This is a genomic window from Idiomarina sp. D18, assembly GCF_057748155.1.
Window position 1 is genome coordinate 923,930 of the sequence record NZ_CM173240.1, and the last position, 17,287, is coordinate 941,216.

The window sequence follows — 17,287 nt, forward strand, 5'->3', positions numbered from 1 at the left end:
TCACCTCAGGTACAAAAAAGCGGCGCTTAGTGCGCCGCTTTTGTTTGAAGACAACAGCTGCGTGTTATCCGTTTTTACCGATTCGTGGTTCAGAACGCAAGCCCTGAATAACCGCGACGCAGGCCGCCAATAATACGATAGTAAATGGTAGACCCGCAGAAACAGCCATTGCTTGTAGTGCGACAAGTCCACCACCAAGTATCAAGGCGATTGCGACCAATCCCTCGAAGGTACACCAGAAAACACGCTGGGGTACAGGCGCTTCAACTTTACCACCCGCACTGATGGTGTCGATAACTAAAGAGCCTGAGTCAGACGAGGTGACGAAAAACACGATGACCAGTATGATTCCGATGAATGAAGTCACTGACGCCCATGGTAATCCTTCAAGCATAACAAATAGTTTCAACGAAAGATCCGCGTCAACCAAGTCTTGTGCTCCGTTAATCACCTGTTCAATAGCAATATTACCAAATACAGACATCCAGAATACACAAGCCAGTGAAGGTACCAACAATACCGATACTAGGAATTCACGCACAGTACGACCGCGAGATACACGTGCGATGAACATACCAACGAACGGTGACCATGCAATCCACCAAGCCCAGTAGAACGATGTCCAGCCTTGAGTGAAGTTTAAGTCTTCACGTCCTACAGGATTAGATAAGGCAGGTAGGTTAGCAATGTAGTTGACTAAGTTTTCGCCGAAACCAGTGATAATTGCGAGCGTGGGACCGACAATAATGACGAATAGAAGGAGTAGCGCCGCTAACGTCATATTGATCTGCGATAAACGCTGTACACCTGATTCTAAACCTGCCAGCACCGATGTGAGTGCGATGGCTGTGATACCCATAACGAGAAGAATTTCTGTCGTATCCCCTTTGGGTACATCAAACAGAAAGTTGAGTCCAGCGGCAGCTTGTGAGGCACCTAGCCCGAGCGAGGTCGCAAGCCCGAATAGCGTCGCTAAGATAGCGATGGTATCGATAATGTGACCTGGCCATCCCCAAACGCGCTCTTTCAAAATCGGGTAGAAAATTGAACGAACAGTCAGAGGCAAGCCTTTGTTAAATGAGAAGATCGCTAGACCCAACGCTAGGATTGCATAAATAGCCCATGGGTGAAGTGCCCAGTGGAAGATAGTCGCTGCCATGCCTAATTCGCGTGCAGCTGCTTCATTGCCGCCCGCAGCACCTAATGGCGCCCAGTCGGTCCGCACTCCATTTTCCATGGAGATACCCCCGAGCGAAGACGAGAAGTGGGAAATCGGCTCAGACACACCATAAAACATAAGGCCGATACCCATACCTGCAGCAAACAGCATCGAGAACCAACCCATGTATGAGAAGTCTGGTTTGGCCTCTGTGCCGCCAATGCGAACGCGACCGAGTGGTGTAAAGATTAGGACCAGTGCAACCACGACAAAAATATTAGCCGCGCTTAAGAAGAACCAATCAAGATTTGATGTAAGCCAACCACGAATTCCACTAAATAATGGTTCAGCTTGTTCTTGGAAAATTAAAGCAAAGAGAACGAATGCAACGATTGCAAGGCCTGAAACAGCAAAAACCCGATTGTGGAAGTCTAATCCAAACGGGCCTAAATTCATCACGACGTTGTCTTGTCCAACTTTGTAATCGGTATTGATGGGGTTGACTTCCCCATCCGGGATCATCGGATCCTTCTCCGCCTTACTTTCATCTATATCCTTGTTTTCGCTCATGGACATCCCCTTTATTTGTTGTGATTAGTGAGTACATTCTGCAAATTTACACTTATTTTACCGAAGTTTAGAGTAAACAGTTCACCCACGCGAGTAAAAACCCTTGTTTTTATAGCAAATGACAGAGGGTTTGAGTGGTGAGCCGGCTATTTTACTTCTCCTGTTGTGTAGAGCCAGCACTCCGATAGCTTAACAAACTGACTTTGCTCTTCCATCCATGTGAGTTCATCCCGCGTATAATAGAATGCGCGAAAGTGAACGTAACCTCGGTTATTTGAGTGACTGTGAGATACGATTTGTAAACGGATGAATTCAGGTAATCCCTCAAGTGATAGGTCTGGGGGACAGTAATCTCGGTGCCATGTCTTGCGGATATAGGGCAAGTCGCCAATTACGTACGCCGTATAACGCGATCGCATGAGTTGTTCGGGGGTTTGTGCGAGTGTTCGATCACTCAATAACAAATGGCAGCAGTGTTTAAAACTCTTTTCGCTACCACAGGGGCATTGATGGTCAAGATCCATAGGGCATACTTGTCTCACAAAATGCCAAGTATGCCATGTTCAGATGGACAACCCCACTTAAAACCAAAAACGTAGGTTAAGAAGATAGTTGTCTTGTCGATAGTCGGTATCAGAGGCAGTGCGGCGTTGATAGCTGACGCCAAGTGCAGTGCGTGGGTTCATCATGTAAAACGCGCCCAATTCGGTCTGCCAATAGCGCACATCGCGTGTGAGGCGGCTATAGCTCGCAGAAGCAAATAGCGTTAGCTGAGTTTGAGTTTGGTGTTCAATACCGAGCTCAATGCCAGGACCCGTTTCTTGATCTTCTGTACGCGTGGTGCCGTCGTCAACTTCAACCGTAAGACGTTGTATGAATAACTCTGAAAACAACCGTGTGTTCGCTGATAAGAAATGTTGTGTGCCTAGTCGTACACTCATTTGGTCAGTGAGCATGTCAATGTCGTTATGGCTGACTTCGGAAAATTGACCTGAGACACCAACGTACCAATCATTTTGCCATTGCAGTTGAAGTTCAGCACGAGCGCCACCACCATCAAATGCATTTTGTTTAGAGCCGCCATCTAAGTCGGTTTCAGTACTTAAACCGCTAAATGTTAACTGGTTGAGGGATTGTGCGGGCATGGTAAATGCGCTTTGAGCAAAACTAGGAAAAGAAACTGATGCAATTAAGGCGAATGCTGAAATATTAAAAAAAACTTTCATAAAGACTCTCAGTTAAAGTGACTTTCGTTGACTAGATTAGTTCGAATAATCATGTTCGCTATCGGTAAAAAGCCGCAAACGGTGTACGCTTTAACTGAGAAATGGCTCGACTCATTAATCGATAACTTGGAATAAATCGTATTTTAAAGGCAACAAATTGAAACCTAATTTGAGGTGTCTTGTGTCAAAAAGTAAACCAAAGACCAGTGGCAAGGTGCTCATTTTTTATGATGGCGGATGCCCTTTATGTGTGAAGGAAATGCGTCACTTAAAGCGTTTAGATACCAACAACAAACTGGCGTTTGAAAATATTAATGTGAAGGATTTCAGTGCGCGGTATCCCGACATCGATCCAGATGCCGCCAATCAATTTTTACATGGTATCAACGCCGATGGGAACGCAATATACGGTCTTGATGTGACTCACGCTGCTTGGCAGGCGGTTGGGAAGGGCGCTTATATCGCGCCCCTGCGATGGCCTGTGATCCGTTGGTTTGCTGACCGAGCTTATTTATTATTTGCCAAACATCGTAACCGTATATCACGCTGGGTTACCGGGCAAGCTCGCTGTGAACAGTGCAATTTATAACACTGAATTAGAGCCAACGCGGTGTCTTTTGCTTGTACTGGATATAGACGTCCCCATGGCTTTTTTCGAGCGCTATTTCTTCCTGACGAACTTGGAGACAAATCATGGTAACGCCCGTGATAAGGCAGACGAGTGTAAATAGTGAAGGGAAGGTTAAAAACAAACCGAGTTGACCGAGCAACACGCCCTTAAAGATAGGGTTGCGGGTTCGTTTAAAAGGACCACTCACTAGCAGGGGGTGTTGCGAATCTTCATCAATGCCTGAACGCCACTGGGATTGCATGTAAGCGTGACTAAAACTTACTAAGAAAAACGAACAAAGCATCAGAATAACCCCAGAATAAACGGTTACGGGCTGATAAATCACCTCAATCACGCCAAGCTGGGTGTCAATATCCCACAGTAAACGAGCAATACAAATGGCTAATATTGCCGAACGAAACATGTTGAAGGTTTGTCTTATCCACCATGGTGCGCTCAGAGCCTTGCCTACGTGCACTTGTTTTTGTTGTGTTCTTGCTTTTCGGCCAAGCGCAACGCTACTGTAGTGAACGGCTATAATAGTAAAATAAATCGCAAGAAAATACTGACTCAGTATGTCAAAGTTGAACACACGATACCCCTATATTTTCGAATGAATATAGCATCTATTGTACTATTATTTTAAATAATTGAAACCCTTCTGAGTGTGCATTCAAAAAGCAATGATTTGCCTTTTGGTCTGCGCCATGCGAGCCTTGCTGTTCAATATTTGAGTTTTCATTACTTAAGGCTGGAGTGCAGTATGACGCGCGGTATTGGTTATCAAACACAGAACGAAGCATTAACTCAATTGGTGAATAGGGCAAAGGGAGCTAAACCAATTGGTATTGACGAGTTTAATCAACGTATCGAGCGCGCTCAGACTCTCATGAAAGCGCAGGGGATCGATGCTATTTATCTTAATGCGGGCACGAATCTTGAGTACTTTACAGGGTTGCGTTGGTATCCGAGCGAACGGTTAGTGGGGGCAATTATCCCAGTTGAAGGTACACCGCGGCTTATTGCTCCGGCTTTCGAACTCGGTTCACTAAAGCAAGCGATGCAGGTCCCCCTTGAGCCATTACTGTGGGAGGAGCATGAATCGCCCATTGAGCTGATGGCAAGCACGTTAAAGGATACGTTCGGCGCTAAATTAAGGCTGGGCATTGACGAGTCAACGGCCTACAGTTTCGTCGCTCGACTGGAGGAATACGTCCCGGCACAGCAGTTATGTGATGCCAAAACAGTTATTGCTGAATGTCGAATGCACAAGTCAGAGGCCGAACTTGCACTCATTCAAACTGCCATGGATATGACGATTGCTGTTCATCGCGCGACAGCATCGATGCTGAAAGAGGGGATGAGTGCGACGGAAGTGCGGACATTCATTGATGAAGCACATCGTCGAGTTGGTGCTTCGGGCTCTTTTTTCTGTATCGTCCTATTTGGTCAAGCAACCAGCTATCCGCACGGCGTTCAGCACGAACAATACTTGAACGCTAACGACTGGGTGTTGATTGATACAGGTTGCAAGTTGCATGGTTATCACTCTGACATCACGCGTACGTACGCTTTTGGTGAAGCGACGTCTGAGCAACGTGAATTTTGGCAATATGAGCGTCAATTGCAACAAGTCGCTTTCGACTCGGCGCATCTAGGCGAGCCATGCTCTAGCGTGGATGACGCAGTGCGGCAGGAGCTTGCTCGCTTATCCCTTAAACCGGATTATCAGCTACCGGGAGTGCCTCATCGAACAGGGCATGGTATCGGCATGGACTTACACGAATGGCCTTATCTAGTGGGCGGAGACGAAACACCTTTAGCGCGCGGTATGTGTTTTAGTAATGAACCCATGTTAATACAGCCAGAACAATTTGGTGTCCGGTTAGAAGATCATTTTTATATGACCGATGAGGGACCGAAATGGTTTACTGAGCCCTCTCGGTCGTTGGACGATCCGCTTAACCTAGAGTAATTAGTCCGCAGGTGCTAGCAGCAGCTGCTGACCTAACTGAGTAACTGGGCGTGCCTGGTTACTCAGTAGCACGACGCCGCGACGACCATCTAATGTAAATCCAACATAACTGGTGAACCCCGCTGTTTGACCGTTGTGCCAAGCCCATTCTTGTTGGCCGTTGCGTTGAATTAACCAACCCAGTGCCTGTTGCGTTTGTTGGCTGAGTGATTCGCGTGGTGCTAACACGGTCGCGACGGTTTCTGTTTGTGAGTCGGGCGGTTGCATCATCAGCTTTAAATAAGCAACCATATCATCAACCGTGGATACCACGGCGCCAGCACCCGCCATCGCATCGAAATACCAGTGTGGTGCTGAACGACCATCAAACCGATGTCCTTGAGCAAGCGCGTGAATATGCGCTTTAACATGCTCCTCATTTTCCAGAGCAAGATAACTATGGTTCATGTTTAATGGTCTAAATACGGATTCAGTGAGCAGTGTATCGAGCGATTGATGATGAAAAGCAACCAATGTTTCGGCGAGCACGGAGTAGCCAAAGTTAGAATACTGATAACCTACGGGTGATGCTAAATCGGTGTCGCGAAGGGCGTCCGATAACTGATTGAGATGATAGTCTGCATACGGATTCTGATCGTCGTCGACGTCGAGGTTGGCAGGTAAACGCGGTAAGCCTGAAAAATGGGTAGCAAGCGAAACTAAACTGATTTCACTGACCGGTTTTGATAACTCGTCCCAAATGTTACCCAACTGCGCATCACTCGCTAATACTCCATTTGCCAAATCCTTAGCCAGTAAAAACGCCACCATAGTTTTTGTCACTGAACCAATCTCAAATTGAGCATCCGCAGGTACTTGGTGAGTAAATCGTTTTATTTGCCAGCGGTCATTATTATAAGTGATCACCGCACCATCGACGTTGAACCCGGCAGGGTCTAACTGTTGTTGGGTCGAAGCGGTCTGCGTTTGCTCAAGACACAAGGTAAGAGGTAGTTGCCCGCCCTGGGAAAACTGTCCTTGATAGCAACCTGATGATCCATCCTTGGTCAGAGTGCCTGTGTATGATGCGCCAATCAGGCTAGAGCTAAAAGTAAGTTGTTGGTCACCGATGTTAATTTGATTAATTGGAATGCCAAAGGACTCTTGGGCTGGGCTATCGAGGGTCGCTAAGTACCCATCGGCGACAACCGCAATGTTAAGTTGTAGGGGTAATGTTGTGCGAGTATTTATCTCTAATGTGCCTTTGTAGGTCCCTTCAAAACGCAGCCGTTGTTTGTCTTCGTTGTTTAAACGCGTCAGTTTAATCGGCGTCGCTTGGCCTTGCTGCCATTCACCGTTCAATACTTGGTCATCAACTTGACCGACAAATTGAGCTTTGAGCTTGTCAACTTTAATGGTTAGCTGATTATTATTCACAGTGACTGAGGACGCTGGAAAATCGTACATGCCTTGATTAGGACTGTCGATAAAGACGCTAATCTCACCGTCTGTATCTTGATTGATATCAAACCCTAATACGATAGAAGCACCGCGCCCAACTTCAAGCTCACCGCGCCAAATACCCGCAAAATCGCTGGCTGATACGAGTGGGGTCACAAAAACAAGAAAATAAAGTAGAAATCGTTTCATAAGGCAGAGTGGGCTTGTAAAAGTAATGCGTATGTTATCATTTAGTTTGTTTAATAAATCAACAAAGATCAAGTATCCCTTAAACTCTAATCGAAAAAACCTTTTAAGGTGACCGTTTTAATAACCTTGGGCTATTTACCCTCTGAGTGCTATAAATCTAATCAGTAGAAAGGTTCGTAGTTATCTCAACACAACGAAAAGAGGGAAGCGACATATGAGTTCAGGTAAATGTCCTGTCATGCACGGTAGCATGACCAATACCGGAAAAACGAATACACATTGGTGGCCCAACTCACTCAAACTCGAGATCCTGCGCCAGCATGATACCAAAGCGAATCCAATGGATCCGGATTTTAACTACGCTGAAGAGTTTAAAAAAATAAACTTGGAAGAGTTAAAGAAAGACGTAAAAGACTTGATGACCGACAGTAAGTCTTGGTGGCCAGCTGACTGGGGTCACTATGGTGGCTTTATGATTCGTATGGCGTGGCACTCTGCAGGTTCCTATCGTCTCGCTGACGGTCGCGGCGGTGGCGGTACAGGTAACCAACGCTTTGCACCGTTAAACAGTTGGCCTGATAACGTCAGCTTGGATAAAGCTCGCCGTCTGTTGTGGCCAGTTAAAAAGAAATATGGCAACAAGCTATCTTGGGCAGATTTGTTCATTCTTGCTGGCACCATGGCTTATGAGTCAATGGGGCTTAAGGTGTTCGGTTTCGCTGGGGGACGCGAAGATATCTGGCATCCAGAAGAAGATATTTATTGGGGTAGTGAGAAAGAATGGTTGGATGCAACTAAGAACCGTTATGACTCGGATCAAGAGCGTGAGTCACTCGAGAATCCGTTAGCCGCTGTTCAAATGGGTCTTATCTATGTCAACCCAGAGGGTGTTGACGGTCAACCCGATCCGTTGCGTACTGCGAAAGACGTGCGAGAAACGTTCAAACGCATGGCTATGAATGATGAGGAAACGGTCGCTTTGACAGCCGGTGGTCATACGGTTGGTAAATGTCATGGTAACGGTAAGGAAGAGAACTTAGGTCCAGAACCAGAAGCCGCCGATGTGGAAGAGCAAGGCCTAGGCTGGCGCAACAGCGCTGGCAAGGGCATGGGTCGTGACACAATGTCGAGCGGTATTGAAGGCGCTTGGACAACTCATCCTACTCAATGGGATAACGGCTACTTCTACTTGTTATTCAACTATGATTGGGAACTTAAGAAAAGCCCGGCGGGCGCTTGGCAGTGGGAACCTATCGACATCAAAGAGGAAGACAAGCCCGTTGATGTAGAAGATCCTTCGATTCGCCATAACCCAATTATGACGGACGCCGATATGGCGATGATTAAAGATCCTGAGTATCGTAAGATTTCTGAGAAGTTTTACAATAATCCCGACTATTTTGCCGAAGTGTTCGCACGTGCTTGGTTTAAGTTGACGCACCGCGATCTGGGTCCAAAAGATCGGTACCTTGGAGCCGATGTACCTGAAGAGGATTTGATCTGGCAAGATCCGATTCCGAAAGTGGGTTACAGCCTGTCTGATAGCGAAGTGGCTGAGCTTAAGAAAAAGCTACTTGAAAGCGGTTTAACCGATTACGAGTTGATTTCTACGGCATGGGATAGTGCACGTACATTCCGTGGCTCAGACTATCGTGGCGGTGCTAATGGCGCCCGCATTCGTCTTGCGCCACAAAAGGATTGGCACGGTAATGAGCCCGAGAAATTACAACGTGTGTTGGCGACTTTAGAGCGTGTTCGACGCGAACTCGAAAAGCCTGTTAGTATTGCTGACTTGATTGTTTTAGGCGGCACGGCCGCAGTTGAGAAAGCTGTGCACAAAGCAGGATACGATTTTACTGTGCCGTTCACGCCAGGGCGCGGTGACGCGACCGACGAGTGGACCGACGCTGAGAGCTTTGAACCACTTGAGCCCTTACACGACGGGTACCGCAATTACTTGAAGAAGGACTACCAAGTTCCAGCAGAGGAGTTGATGCTCGACCGAACTCAACTGATGGGGTTAACGGCACCTGAGATGACAGTGCTCGTCGGTGGTCTACGCGTACTTGGCGCGAACTATGGTGAATCTAAACATGGCGTTTTCACTGACCGTGTGGGCACATTGACCAATGACTTCTTTGTCAACTTGACGGATATGGAAAATGTCTGGAAAAAAGCGGGTGATCATTATGAAGTCCGTGATCGAGCGACTGATACGGTCAAGTGGACAGCCAATCGTATCGATTTGGTATTTGGTTCAAACTCAATTTTGCGTGCTTATTCTGAGCTGTATGCGCAAGATGATAACCAAGAGAAGTTTGTAAAAGACTTTATCAATGCGTGGGTCAAAGTCATGGATGCAGACCGTTTTGATGTGAAAGCAGCTTAGTCTGCTTTAACCGCTCAGGCGTAAAAAAGCTCGTGCGTGAAGCACGAGCTTTTTTTATGCGTTTAAATACTGTGAACTGAATCGCGTTCGATCACCCGAGGCTCAAACACGGTCTGGATATTATCGAGTTTTTGCTGATAAATGTGTTTGAGTACCCAGCGCGCCGCCATGACACCCATGCCGCCAATGGGATAATCAATGGTAGTCAATTTAGGGTACATGTAATGTGAAAAATTTACATTATCAAACCCGACAATTGATAAATCCTCGGGCAGTCGCAGGCCCTGTTCGCGTGCCGTTGTGACAGCGCCTGCCGCCATTTCGTCGTTCGCACAAACGATAGCGGTGATGTCAGCATCAGCATGTAGTAGTGCAGCAACGCCTTTAACGCCACCGAGTTCATGAAAGTCGCCCTCGTAAAATAAGCTACTTTTGGATTCGATACCGTACTCGGCGAGGGCGCGCAGATGACCAAGATAGCGCTGCTCCGCATCGTTTTTCCACATAGGACCCGATATGTAACCAATTTTACGGTGCCCGTTGCGAAGCAAATGCTGAGTGGCGAGGTAGCCGCCGTGCTGATTGTTCAAAGTGACACAGCGATCGGACATGCTTTCGACAAATCGGTTGAGAATTACAAATGGCGTGCCGCCCTCATTGAGCTGGCGTAAGTAATCATCTGAGACCGCTTCAACGTGTAAAATAAGTGCGTCGCAATTGCGACTTTTTAGAAAGGCAATACTTTCTTTTTCCAACCGTTCATCGCTGTGACCCGCAGCGATAATGACATGCTTTCCTGCACGTCTGAAAGCAGCCTCAATATCACTTAACAAAGTTCCAAAAAATGGACCGTTGAGTTCTGAAACCACAATACCAATGGAATTGGAGCGGCTCGAAGCCAAGGACTGTGCAATGGAGTTGGGGTGATAGCCCAGTTTATCCATGGCTTCAAGTACTTTGACTCGAGTTGCTTCACGCACCGGCGTATTATTATTAATCACGCGTGATACGGTTGCTAAAGAAACACCCGCCAGTTTAGATACTTCGTAAATGGTCGCCATATTATGAGTATTGCTCCAAGGCTTCTGAAATTTGTTGTACGCGTTTTTGCTTCAAGGTGTAGCGTAGCATTACCGCTGCCACCAGCAACGAAGCCAAGGCAGGCAAAATGGTAAAGGCGAGTTGAATGCCATGTTGTGCCTCTTCACTTTGAATTTGATTGGGGGTATAGCCGTAAAAAGCTAACCACCAACCACTAATGGCGCCACCCAGTGCAAGACCAAACTTAATAAAAAAGACGACCGATGAATACACCAAACCTGTGGCTCTTACGCCGGTCTTCCAATACCCGTAATCTGCAACATCTGCTATTTTTGCCCATAACATAGGCGTACCCATTTGCAGGAATAAGCCCCATAAAAAATACATGACAAAAGCGGTAACCAACTGTTCGGGACTCACCCAGAAGGCAGCAATACAAACAATAGCAGCGAGTATCTGAATACTAATGTAGGCATTGACTTTATCCATATATCGACACACATACTGGGCTAATGCGCAACCCATGATATTACCGACCATACCAGTGCTTACAAAGGCGGTCACTAGATCATCGCGCACAAGGTAATACTTTACATAGTAAACAGCGAGTGTATTTTTTAAAGCGATACCTGTCAGTACAAGCGCTGCTGCAACGGATAGTCGGCGCCATTGTTCATTCTGCCATAAGGTCCGAAGCGCCTGTCGAAACGAAAGATGTTGTTGCTTTGGTGGTCTGAGACGTTCTTTTGTACCCAAAAAGCATACAACAAAAAGTATCATTCCGAATATGCTCAACGTGACGATAGTGAGTTGATAGCCAATGACTGGACTACCATCGCCGAACCAATCGACCAGAGGCAACGTACAAGTGGTGACTAGTAAGCCACCTAACATGCCAAGTACAAAGCGATACGATTGAATTGATACACGTTCCGATGGATCTTCCGTTAATACGCCACCAAGTGCGGAATAAGGAATATTGATCGCCGTGTAGGCCAACATGAGTAACGTGTACGTAATGTATGCATAAATAAGTTTACCGAAACCGTCTACTTCGGGAGTAGTAAACGCCAATACGCTGAAAACTGCAAAGGGTACTGCCATCCATACTAGGTAGGGGCGGAACTGACCGTGATGCGAGCGTGTCTTGTCGGTAAGTAAACCCATGAGTGGGTCGGTGACGGCATCGATAAGTCGCACAACGAGGAACATACTGCCCACAGCGGCGGCTGAGATACCAAAAATGTCTGTATAAAAAAAAGCCAGAAACAACATAACCGTTTGGAAAATGATGTTACTGGCTGTGTCACCTAAGCCGTAGGCTATTTTTTCGGTGCGACTTAGCATATATCCTCCACAGCGTGATGCTGTGATTGTCTAGCTAAGAAGAGTTTCTGTAAAGCTTTTGCACTGTTTTTAAATGTGCGCTGTTGTGTATTGTAGTCGACATAGATAATCCCAAAGCGTTGTGTATAGCCCTCTGCCCACTCAAAGTTGTCCATCAGGCTCCAGGCAAAATAGCCCCTTATATCCACACCGTGATTAATTGCGTCGTGAACCGCCAATAAATGGCTCTGAAAATAATCGATACGCATCACATCGTCAACTTCACCTTTATTACAGCTGTCGGCGGTCGCAATACCGTTCTCGGTAATGTAAATCGGTGGTAGGTTGTCATATTGGCGATCCAGTGTGAGCAAAATTTCAGTCAGCCCCTTCGCATAAACTTCCCAACCCATGGTGGTTAACCCGTCGCCCGATGCCGGCACATCACTGAAACCATGTTGTTGGTTGGCCTTAAATACGGTTCGGGTATAGTAGTTTACACCGAGAAAGTCGAGTGGCTGATTGATGATCGCCATATCGCCGGCATTTATTTGCGGACGATCCGTAACAGCCAATTGCTCAATAACATCGGGATAAGTACCGCTAAGCATTGGTTGTAGATACCATAAATTGTGGTACTGATGAGCAAATTCAGCGGCGTCGCGATCGGCTTGCTGCGAAGTCAGCGGATGACACGGGCTAAAATTAAGTACCACGCCTAACGCCGGCGCTTTACCATCAGCGAAGCTGTCGCGCAGGGCTTGTAATGCTAAACCATGTGCTAAAAGCAAATGGTGAGCAGCTTGACGTCCTTGTTTGCGACGTGAAGCATCACCTGCTTGAGGTCCTGGAGCATGAATACCTGCCTCATAACCTAAATATGCACTACAGAAAGGCTCGTTCAGTGTTGCAATACTTGATACTTGGTGACCGAGTGCATCGGCTATCACACGCGCGTAATCAGCGAAACGATAGGCAGTTGCGCGATTTAACCATCCTCCTTGATCCTCCAAATACTGAGGTAGATCCCAGTGGTATAGCGTTATGTGAGATTGGATTCCGCGCTCCGCGAGTGCCTCAACGAGCTTGATATAAAAGTTTAAACCGCTTCGATTAATTTCACCATTGGCTTTGATTACACGCCCCCATGCGATGGAAAAGCGATATGCATCAACACCCAGCTCGCTAATTAGTTCAACATCTTCTTGCCAACGGTGAATGTGATCGCAAGCCACGTTGCCGTTACTGCCATCTTTTATCGCGTTCGGTTGCTGACAAAAGCTGTCCCAGATACAGGGTTCGCGGCCAGCAATATCGCCTTCAATTTGAAATGATGATGTAGCAACACCAAACGTGAAACTCGGATGGTTTAGTCGTGACTGATAAGGTAGCGTTATTTTTTTCATAAGAGTTCGCTCGCCAGGCAGGTTTTAATTGCCTTTGAATTAAATTATGCTATACATGAAAGCGCTTACATAATATTAGATGGTCTGATGGCTATCGTCAAAAAATAAAGCAAGAGGGAATTATGACAACTCCACAAACCTCAGCGTTACACGGGAGTGAACAACCGACCAATTATCGGTTTGCTCTGACCGCGCTCACATCACTATTTTTTATCTGGGGCTTTATTACCTGCCTCAATGACATTCTTATTCCATATTTGCGTTTGTTATTCGATTTAAATTACGCGCAGTCTATGTTGATCCAATTCTGTTTTTTTGGTGCTTACTTCATCATTTCAGTACCGGCAGGGTTGATGGTGGGTCGAATCGGATATAAGTCTGGGATTATCGTTGGCCTACTAACCGCGGGGGCAGGTTGTGTGCTGTTTTATCCCGCTGCACAGCTAGAAATTTACGGTTTATTTTTAGGTGCCTTATTTATTTTGGCATCCGGGGTTACGATTCTACAAGTCGCAGCGAATCCCTATGTCACACGGTTAGGTCCAGAAAAGACCTCATCCAGCCGCCTAACGATGACACAAGCTTTTAACTCTTTGGGCACAACAGTAGCGCCGTTCTTTGGCACTTGGCTTATTTTTGGTGGTGTAGCCGATCCCGAGGTATCCGGTGTGTCAAAGGATACCGTTTCGTTACCTTACTTTATCTTAGCGGCAACACTCGTCATCATGGCGTTGATTTTCGTTCGGTTGAAGCTCCCCGCGATGGGCAAAGTCGACCAAGCGGCACCACTTCCAACGGGAGGCGGTGCATGGGGTCAAAAGCACCTGGTATTAGGAGCGCTGGGGATTTTTGTCTATGTCGGCGCAGAAGTTGGTATTGGCAGTTTTCTAGCGATTTACTTGTCACAAGACCACATTGGCGGAATGACGACATCGCAAGCCTCTCATTATATATCTTGGTATTTTGGCGGTGCTATGGTTGGACGTTTCATCGGAGCCGCCGTCATGCAACGTTTTGCTGGCAATCGAGTGCTATTGTTTAACGCAACATGTGCGATATTGCTTGTTCTTACTACCATCTTGAGTTCAGGTGCCATCGCAATGTGGTCGATTCTATTTGTTGGATTGTGCAACTCAATTATGTTCCCAACGATTTTCAGTCTTGCATTACAAGGCTTGAAAGAAAGCACGGGTCAAGGCTCTGGCATCTTGTGTTTAGCTATTGTCGGTGGCGCGGTGTTGCCACTATGTCAAGGAGCGTTGGCTGATGTGGTAGGCGTGCAAACAGCCTTTATTGTGCCCCTTATGTGTTATGCCTACATCGCATACTACGGTCTGGCTGGCTATGTACCCCGTGCCTTTAAAAAAGCAAAGCAAACAGCTGAGGTGGCAGAATAATGAGACAAAAAAAATGGCTATTGGCTGCGTTACCCGCAGCCATTCTTTCGGCCTGTACGGCAGACACAACGGCACCTATGAGTGAGGACTCAGTTTGGCCACAGTTGGATATTCCTGTTGCTCAAAAGCCAGCAATGGAACAACGTATTGACACATTACTCGCCGAGATGACGCTCGAGCAAAAAGTCGCACAGATGATCCAGCCTGAAATTCGTGACATTACGGTTGAAGATATGCGTCGTTACGGTTTTGGTAGCTACCTAAACGGTGGTGGTGCTTTCCCAAATAACGATAAATATGCCACACCGCAGGATTGGATTGCTCTTGCAGAGTCAATGTACCAAGCTTCTGTTGATGATAGTGTCGATGGTATTGATATTCCTACGATGTGGGGTACCGATGCGGTGCACGGTCATAACAATGTATTGGGTGCGACCATCTTCCCGCATAATATTGGTCTAGGAGCCGCACGCAACCCGGCGCTTATCGAAGCTATCGCTGAAGTAACGGCGACCGAAGTGATGGTCACTGGGATAGACTGGGTGTTTGCGCCGACTGTTGCGGTGGCACGCGATGTGCGCTGGGGACGCACCTACGAGAGCTACTCTGAGGATCCCGCGGTAGTGCGCGATTATGCAGCCTCAATTGTGCGCGGATTGCAAGGCCATGTGGATGGCGACTTTCTTTCAGAAAAGAATGTCATTAGCACGGTAAAGCACTTTATTGGTGATGGTGGTACGACCGACGGTATCGACCAAGGAAATACAGAAGTCGATGAGCAAACCTTATTTGATATCCATGCTCAAGGCTATGTGGGAGGCCTCGAGGCTGGCGCACAAACGGTGATGGCAAGCTTCAACCGGTGGAATGGTGATAAGATTCACGGTAGTAAATACCTGCTGACTGATGTCTTAAAAGAAAAAATGGGCTTTGATGGTTTTGTCGTGGGTGACTGGAACGGTCATGGACAAATTGCAGGCTGCACCAATGATAATTGCCCACAAGCAGCGAACGCAGGGCTTGATGTCTATATGGTGCCAACCCAAGCTTGGAAACCGCTATACGAAAACCTCATTGCACAGGTAAAAGATGGCACTATTGCAGAATCTCGTATTGATGACGCAGTGCGCCGAATTTTGCGTGTAAAAATGCGTGCTGGGCTATTTGATAAGCCGTCACCCGCTAACCGTCCATTGTCGGGTAAAACCGAACTCATTGGTGCTGAAGAACACCGCGCAATTGCTCGTCAAGCCGTGCGAGAGTCTTTAGTGTTACTGAAGAACAACAACAACGTGTTACCGATAAAGCCGAACCAACGTGTGTTGGTTGCTGGACCGGCAGCCGATAACATTGGTCAACAGTCCGGTGGCTGGACGATAAGCTGGCAGGGTACCGGGAATAGCAATGAAGACTTCCCAGGTGGCACGTCGATCTACGATGGCATCGCTGATGCTGTAAAACAAGCCGGCGGCGAAACTGAGCTTGCTGTTAATGGTGAGTATCAAGAAAAACCTGATGTTGCAGTGGTCGTTTATGGTGAAACACCTTACGCCGAAGGTAATGGCGATATTGATAATGTAGATTATCAACGCGGTAATGCGGTTGATCTTGAACTGTTAAAACGACTTAAAGAGAAGGCTATTCCTGTTGTTTCGGTGTTTATCAGTGGTCGACCCATGTATGTGAACCCGGAGCTCAATGCTTCTGATGCCTTTGTAGCGGCTTGGTTACCAGGTAGCGAGGGCGCAGGCGTTGCGGATGTACTTGTGACAGATGCAGAAGGACAGACACGTTTCCCTATCTCTGGTCAATTGCCTTTTTCTTGGCCGAAGACGCCAACTCAGGGACGCTTAAACGGTGATGAGGCCAATTACGATCCACTATTTAAACTCGGCTATGGTTTGAGTTTTGACGATAATGTAACCCTTGATACGTTAAACACCGACTTTGCGACTGGCGACCAACCGTTAGAAATGGCGATCTTTGAGCGCTCGCCACAAGCGCCTTGGCGCTTGATGATAGGCAATAGCGCAAAGCGTATTGAAGTGACAAGCAGCATCCAGTCACTGAACGGCGTAAAAGCTGAAACTTTTGATGATCAAGTTCAAGAGGATGCCCGACGCTTTATGTTTGAAGGCGAGGGTGCAAACTACTTTAGTTTTGTAAGTCCTTTTCCACGAGATTTGCGGGCGTATAGTGTCGAGGATGGCGTGTTGAGTGTGACGGTTAAAGCGAGTCCAGATAAGCCGCTGACATTGTCACTGAACTGCGGACCTGATGCCTGTGAGTTTAGTCAGAATATTGAAGCGTATCTAAATGAAGACTCAGCGCAACAATGGACCACGTTAAACTTCTCGGTTCAATGCTTGGAACAAGCCGGCGTAGACACGGCGAGTACGGGTGAAGTACTGCGTCTGGGAAGCTCTGCGGATAGCCATGTCAGTATTCGCGATGCGCGCTTGCAAGTCACCAAAGCCATAAACGATGAAGTGCTATGTTTGTCGGAAGACGATAATTAGTTCGCTCACCAATCGCTGATAAGGCAAAAGCAAAGGCCAG

13 protein-coding genes are annotated in these 17,287 nt (G+C 47.0%); 5 read left to right on the plus strand and 8 right to left on the minus strand.

What is annotated here, in order from left to right; all coding sequences use genetic code 11:
- Positions 1 to 64: 64 nt before the first annotated feature.
- The 3 genes from AC3AP5_RS04390 to AC3AP5_RS04400 form a co-directional block, all read right to left on the minus strand.
- A complete protein-coding gene (locus AC3AP5_RS04390) occupies positions 65 to 1,729 on the minus strand; it encodes a BCCT family transporter (protein ID WP_487327079.1) in 1,665 nt (554 codons plus the stop codon).
- 146 nt (positions 1,730 to 1,875) lie between these two features.
- Positions 1,876 to 2,253 carry a YchJ family protein gene (locus tag AC3AP5_RS04395; protein ID WP_286682313.1) on the minus strand — a complete coding sequence of 126 codons (378 nt, stop codon included), beginning with the start codon at positions 2,251 to 2,253 and terminating at the stop codon, positions 1,876 to 1,878.
- 57 nt (positions 2,254 to 2,310) lie between these two features.
- Positions 2,311 to 2,955, minus strand: a complete 645-nt coding sequence (locus AC3AP5_RS04400; protein ID WP_487327080.1) for an outer membrane beta-barrel protein — start codon at positions 2,953 to 2,955, stop codon at positions 2,311 to 2,313.
- A gap of 214 nt (positions 2,956 to 3,169) precedes the next feature.
- Between AC3AP5_RS04400 and AC3AP5_RS04405 the strand changes: the two genes are divergently transcribed.
- Positions 3,170 to 3,544 carry a thiol-disulfide oxidoreductase DCC family protein gene (locus tag AC3AP5_RS04405; RefSeq protein WP_040487915.1) on the plus strand — a complete coding sequence of 125 codons (375 nt, stop codon included), beginning with the start codon at positions 3,170 to 3,172 and terminating at the stop codon, positions 3,542 to 3,544.
- A gap of 7 nt (positions 3,545 to 3,551) precedes the next feature.
- Here AC3AP5_RS04405 and AC3AP5_RS04410 read toward each other — a convergent pair whose 3' ends face one another.
- Positions 3,552 to 4,157: a methyltransferase family protein gene (locus AC3AP5_RS04410; protein WP_286682311.1), complete on the minus strand. Its 606-nt coding sequence runs from the start codon at positions 4,155 to 4,157 to the stop codon at positions 3,552 to 3,554.
- A gap of 171 nt (positions 4,158 to 4,328) precedes the next feature.
- Between AC3AP5_RS04410 and AC3AP5_RS04415 the strand changes: the two genes are divergently transcribed.
- Entirely contained in the window at positions 4,329 to 5,540 is a 1,212-nt protein-coding gene (locus AC3AP5_RS04415) for a M24 family metallopeptidase (protein ID WP_286682310.1), read from the plus strand.
- On the opposite strand, the gene AC3AP5_RS04420 is transcribed toward AC3AP5_RS04415, so the two are convergent.
- Positions 5,541 to 7,169: a serine hydrolase domain-containing protein gene (locus tag AC3AP5_RS04420; RefSeq protein WP_487327081.1), complete on the minus strand. Its 1,629-nt coding sequence runs from the start codon at positions 7,167 to 7,169 to the stop codon at positions 5,541 to 5,543. It abuts the gene before it with no gap.
- 214 nt (positions 7,170 to 7,383) lie between these two features.
- On the opposite strand from AC3AP5_RS04420, the gene katG reads away from it, so the two are divergent.
- Positions 7,384 to 9,558, plus strand: coding sequence for a catalase/peroxidase HPI (katG, locus tag AC3AP5_RS04425; protein ID WP_487327082.1), 2,175 nt, complete (start codon positions 7,384 to 7,386; stop codon positions 9,556 to 9,558).
- Between the two features lie 62 nt (positions 9,559 to 9,620).
- Here the strand turns inward: katG and AC3AP5_RS04430 are convergent, their stop codons facing one another.
- From AC3AP5_RS04430 to AC3AP5_RS04440, 3 genes are read right to left on the minus strand one after another with little or no spacing between them, the layout of a single operon-like run.
- Complete coding sequence (locus AC3AP5_RS04430; RefSeq protein WP_287830554.1) at positions 9,621 to 10,619, minus strand: LacI family DNA-binding transcriptional regulator; 999 nt, start codon at positions 10,617 to 10,619, stop codon at positions 9,621 to 9,623.
- A 1-nt stretch (position 10,620) separates the two neighbouring features.
- The gene (locus tag AC3AP5_RS04435) at positions 10,621 to 11,946 is read right to left on the minus strand and encodes a glycoside-pentoside-hexuronide (GPH):cation symporter (protein ID WP_487327083.1); all 1,326 of its coding nucleotides are present in this window, start codon (positions 11,944 to 11,946) and stop codon (positions 10,621 to 10,623) included.
- Positions 11,940 to 13,331: a GH1 family beta-glucosidase gene (locus tag AC3AP5_RS04440; RefSeq protein WP_006955422.1), complete on the minus strand. Its 1,392-nt coding sequence runs from the start codon at positions 13,329 to 13,331 to the stop codon at positions 11,940 to 11,942. The genes AC3AP5_RS04435 and AC3AP5_RS04440 overlap by 7 nt, the downstream gene beginning before the upstream one ends.
- A 122-nt stretch (positions 13,332 to 13,453) precedes the next feature.
- Here AC3AP5_RS04440 and AC3AP5_RS04445 point away from each other — a divergent pair, with 122 nt between their 5' ends.
- A complete protein-coding gene (locus tag AC3AP5_RS04445; RefSeq protein ID WP_487327084.1) occupies positions 13,454 to 14,728 on the plus strand; it encodes a sugar MFS transporter in 1,275 nt (424 codons plus the stop codon).
- Positions 14,728 to 17,247, plus strand: a complete 2,520-nt coding sequence (locus AC3AP5_RS04450) for a glycoside hydrolase family 3 protein (RefSeq protein ID WP_487327085.1) — start codon at positions 14,728 to 14,730, stop codon at positions 17,245 to 17,247. The genes AC3AP5_RS04445 and AC3AP5_RS04450 overlap by 1 nt, the downstream gene beginning before the upstream one ends.
- The last annotated feature ends 40 nt before the right edge of the window (positions 17,248 to 17,287 follow it).

Excerpts from the sequence above, each read along its gene's own strand:
- AC3AP5_RS04435 (WP_487327083.1), bottom strand. The coding sequence starts at position 11,946 with ATGCTAAGTCGCACCGAAAAAATAGCCTACGGCTTAGGTGACACAGCC.
- AC3AP5_RS04400 (WP_487327080.1), bottom strand. The coding sequence starts at position 2,955 with ATGAAAGTTTTTTTTAATATTTCAGCATTCGCCTTAATTGCATCAGTT.
- katG (WP_487327082.1), top strand. The coding sequence starts at position 7,384 with ATGAGTTCAGGTAAATGTCCTGTCATGCACGGTAGCATGACCAATACC.
- AC3AP5_RS04445 (WP_487327084.1), top strand. The coding sequence starts at position 13,454 with ATGACAACTCCACAAACCTCAGCGTTACACGGGAGTGAACAACCGACC.
- AC3AP5_RS04450 (WP_487327085.1), top strand. The coding sequence starts at position 14,728 with ATGAGACAAAAAAAATGGCTATTGGCTGCGTTACCCGCAGCCATTCTT.
- AC3AP5_RS04390 (WP_487327079.1), bottom strand. The coding sequence starts at position 1,729 with ATGAGCGAAAACAAGGATATAGATGAAAGTAAGGCGGAGAAGGATCCG.
- AC3AP5_RS04395 (WP_286682313.1), bottom strand. The coding sequence starts at position 2,253 with ATGGATCTTGACCATCAATGCCCCTGTGGTAGCGAAAAGAGTTTTAAA.
- AC3AP5_RS04430 (WP_287830554.1), bottom strand. The coding sequence starts at position 10,619 with ATGGCGACCATTTACGAAGTATCTAAACTGGCGGGTGTTTCTTTAGCA.
- AC3AP5_RS04415 (WP_286682310.1), top strand. The coding sequence starts at position 4,329 with ATGACGCGCGGTATTGGTTATCAAACACAGAACGAAGCATTAACTCAA.
- AC3AP5_RS04420 (WP_487327081.1), bottom strand. The coding sequence starts at position 7,169 with ATGAAACGATTTCTACTTTATTTTCTTGTTTTTGTGACCCCACTCGTA.
- AC3AP5_RS04440 (WP_006955422.1), bottom strand. The coding sequence starts at position 13,331 with ATGAAAAAAATAACGCTACCTTATCAGTCACGACTAAACCATCCGAGT.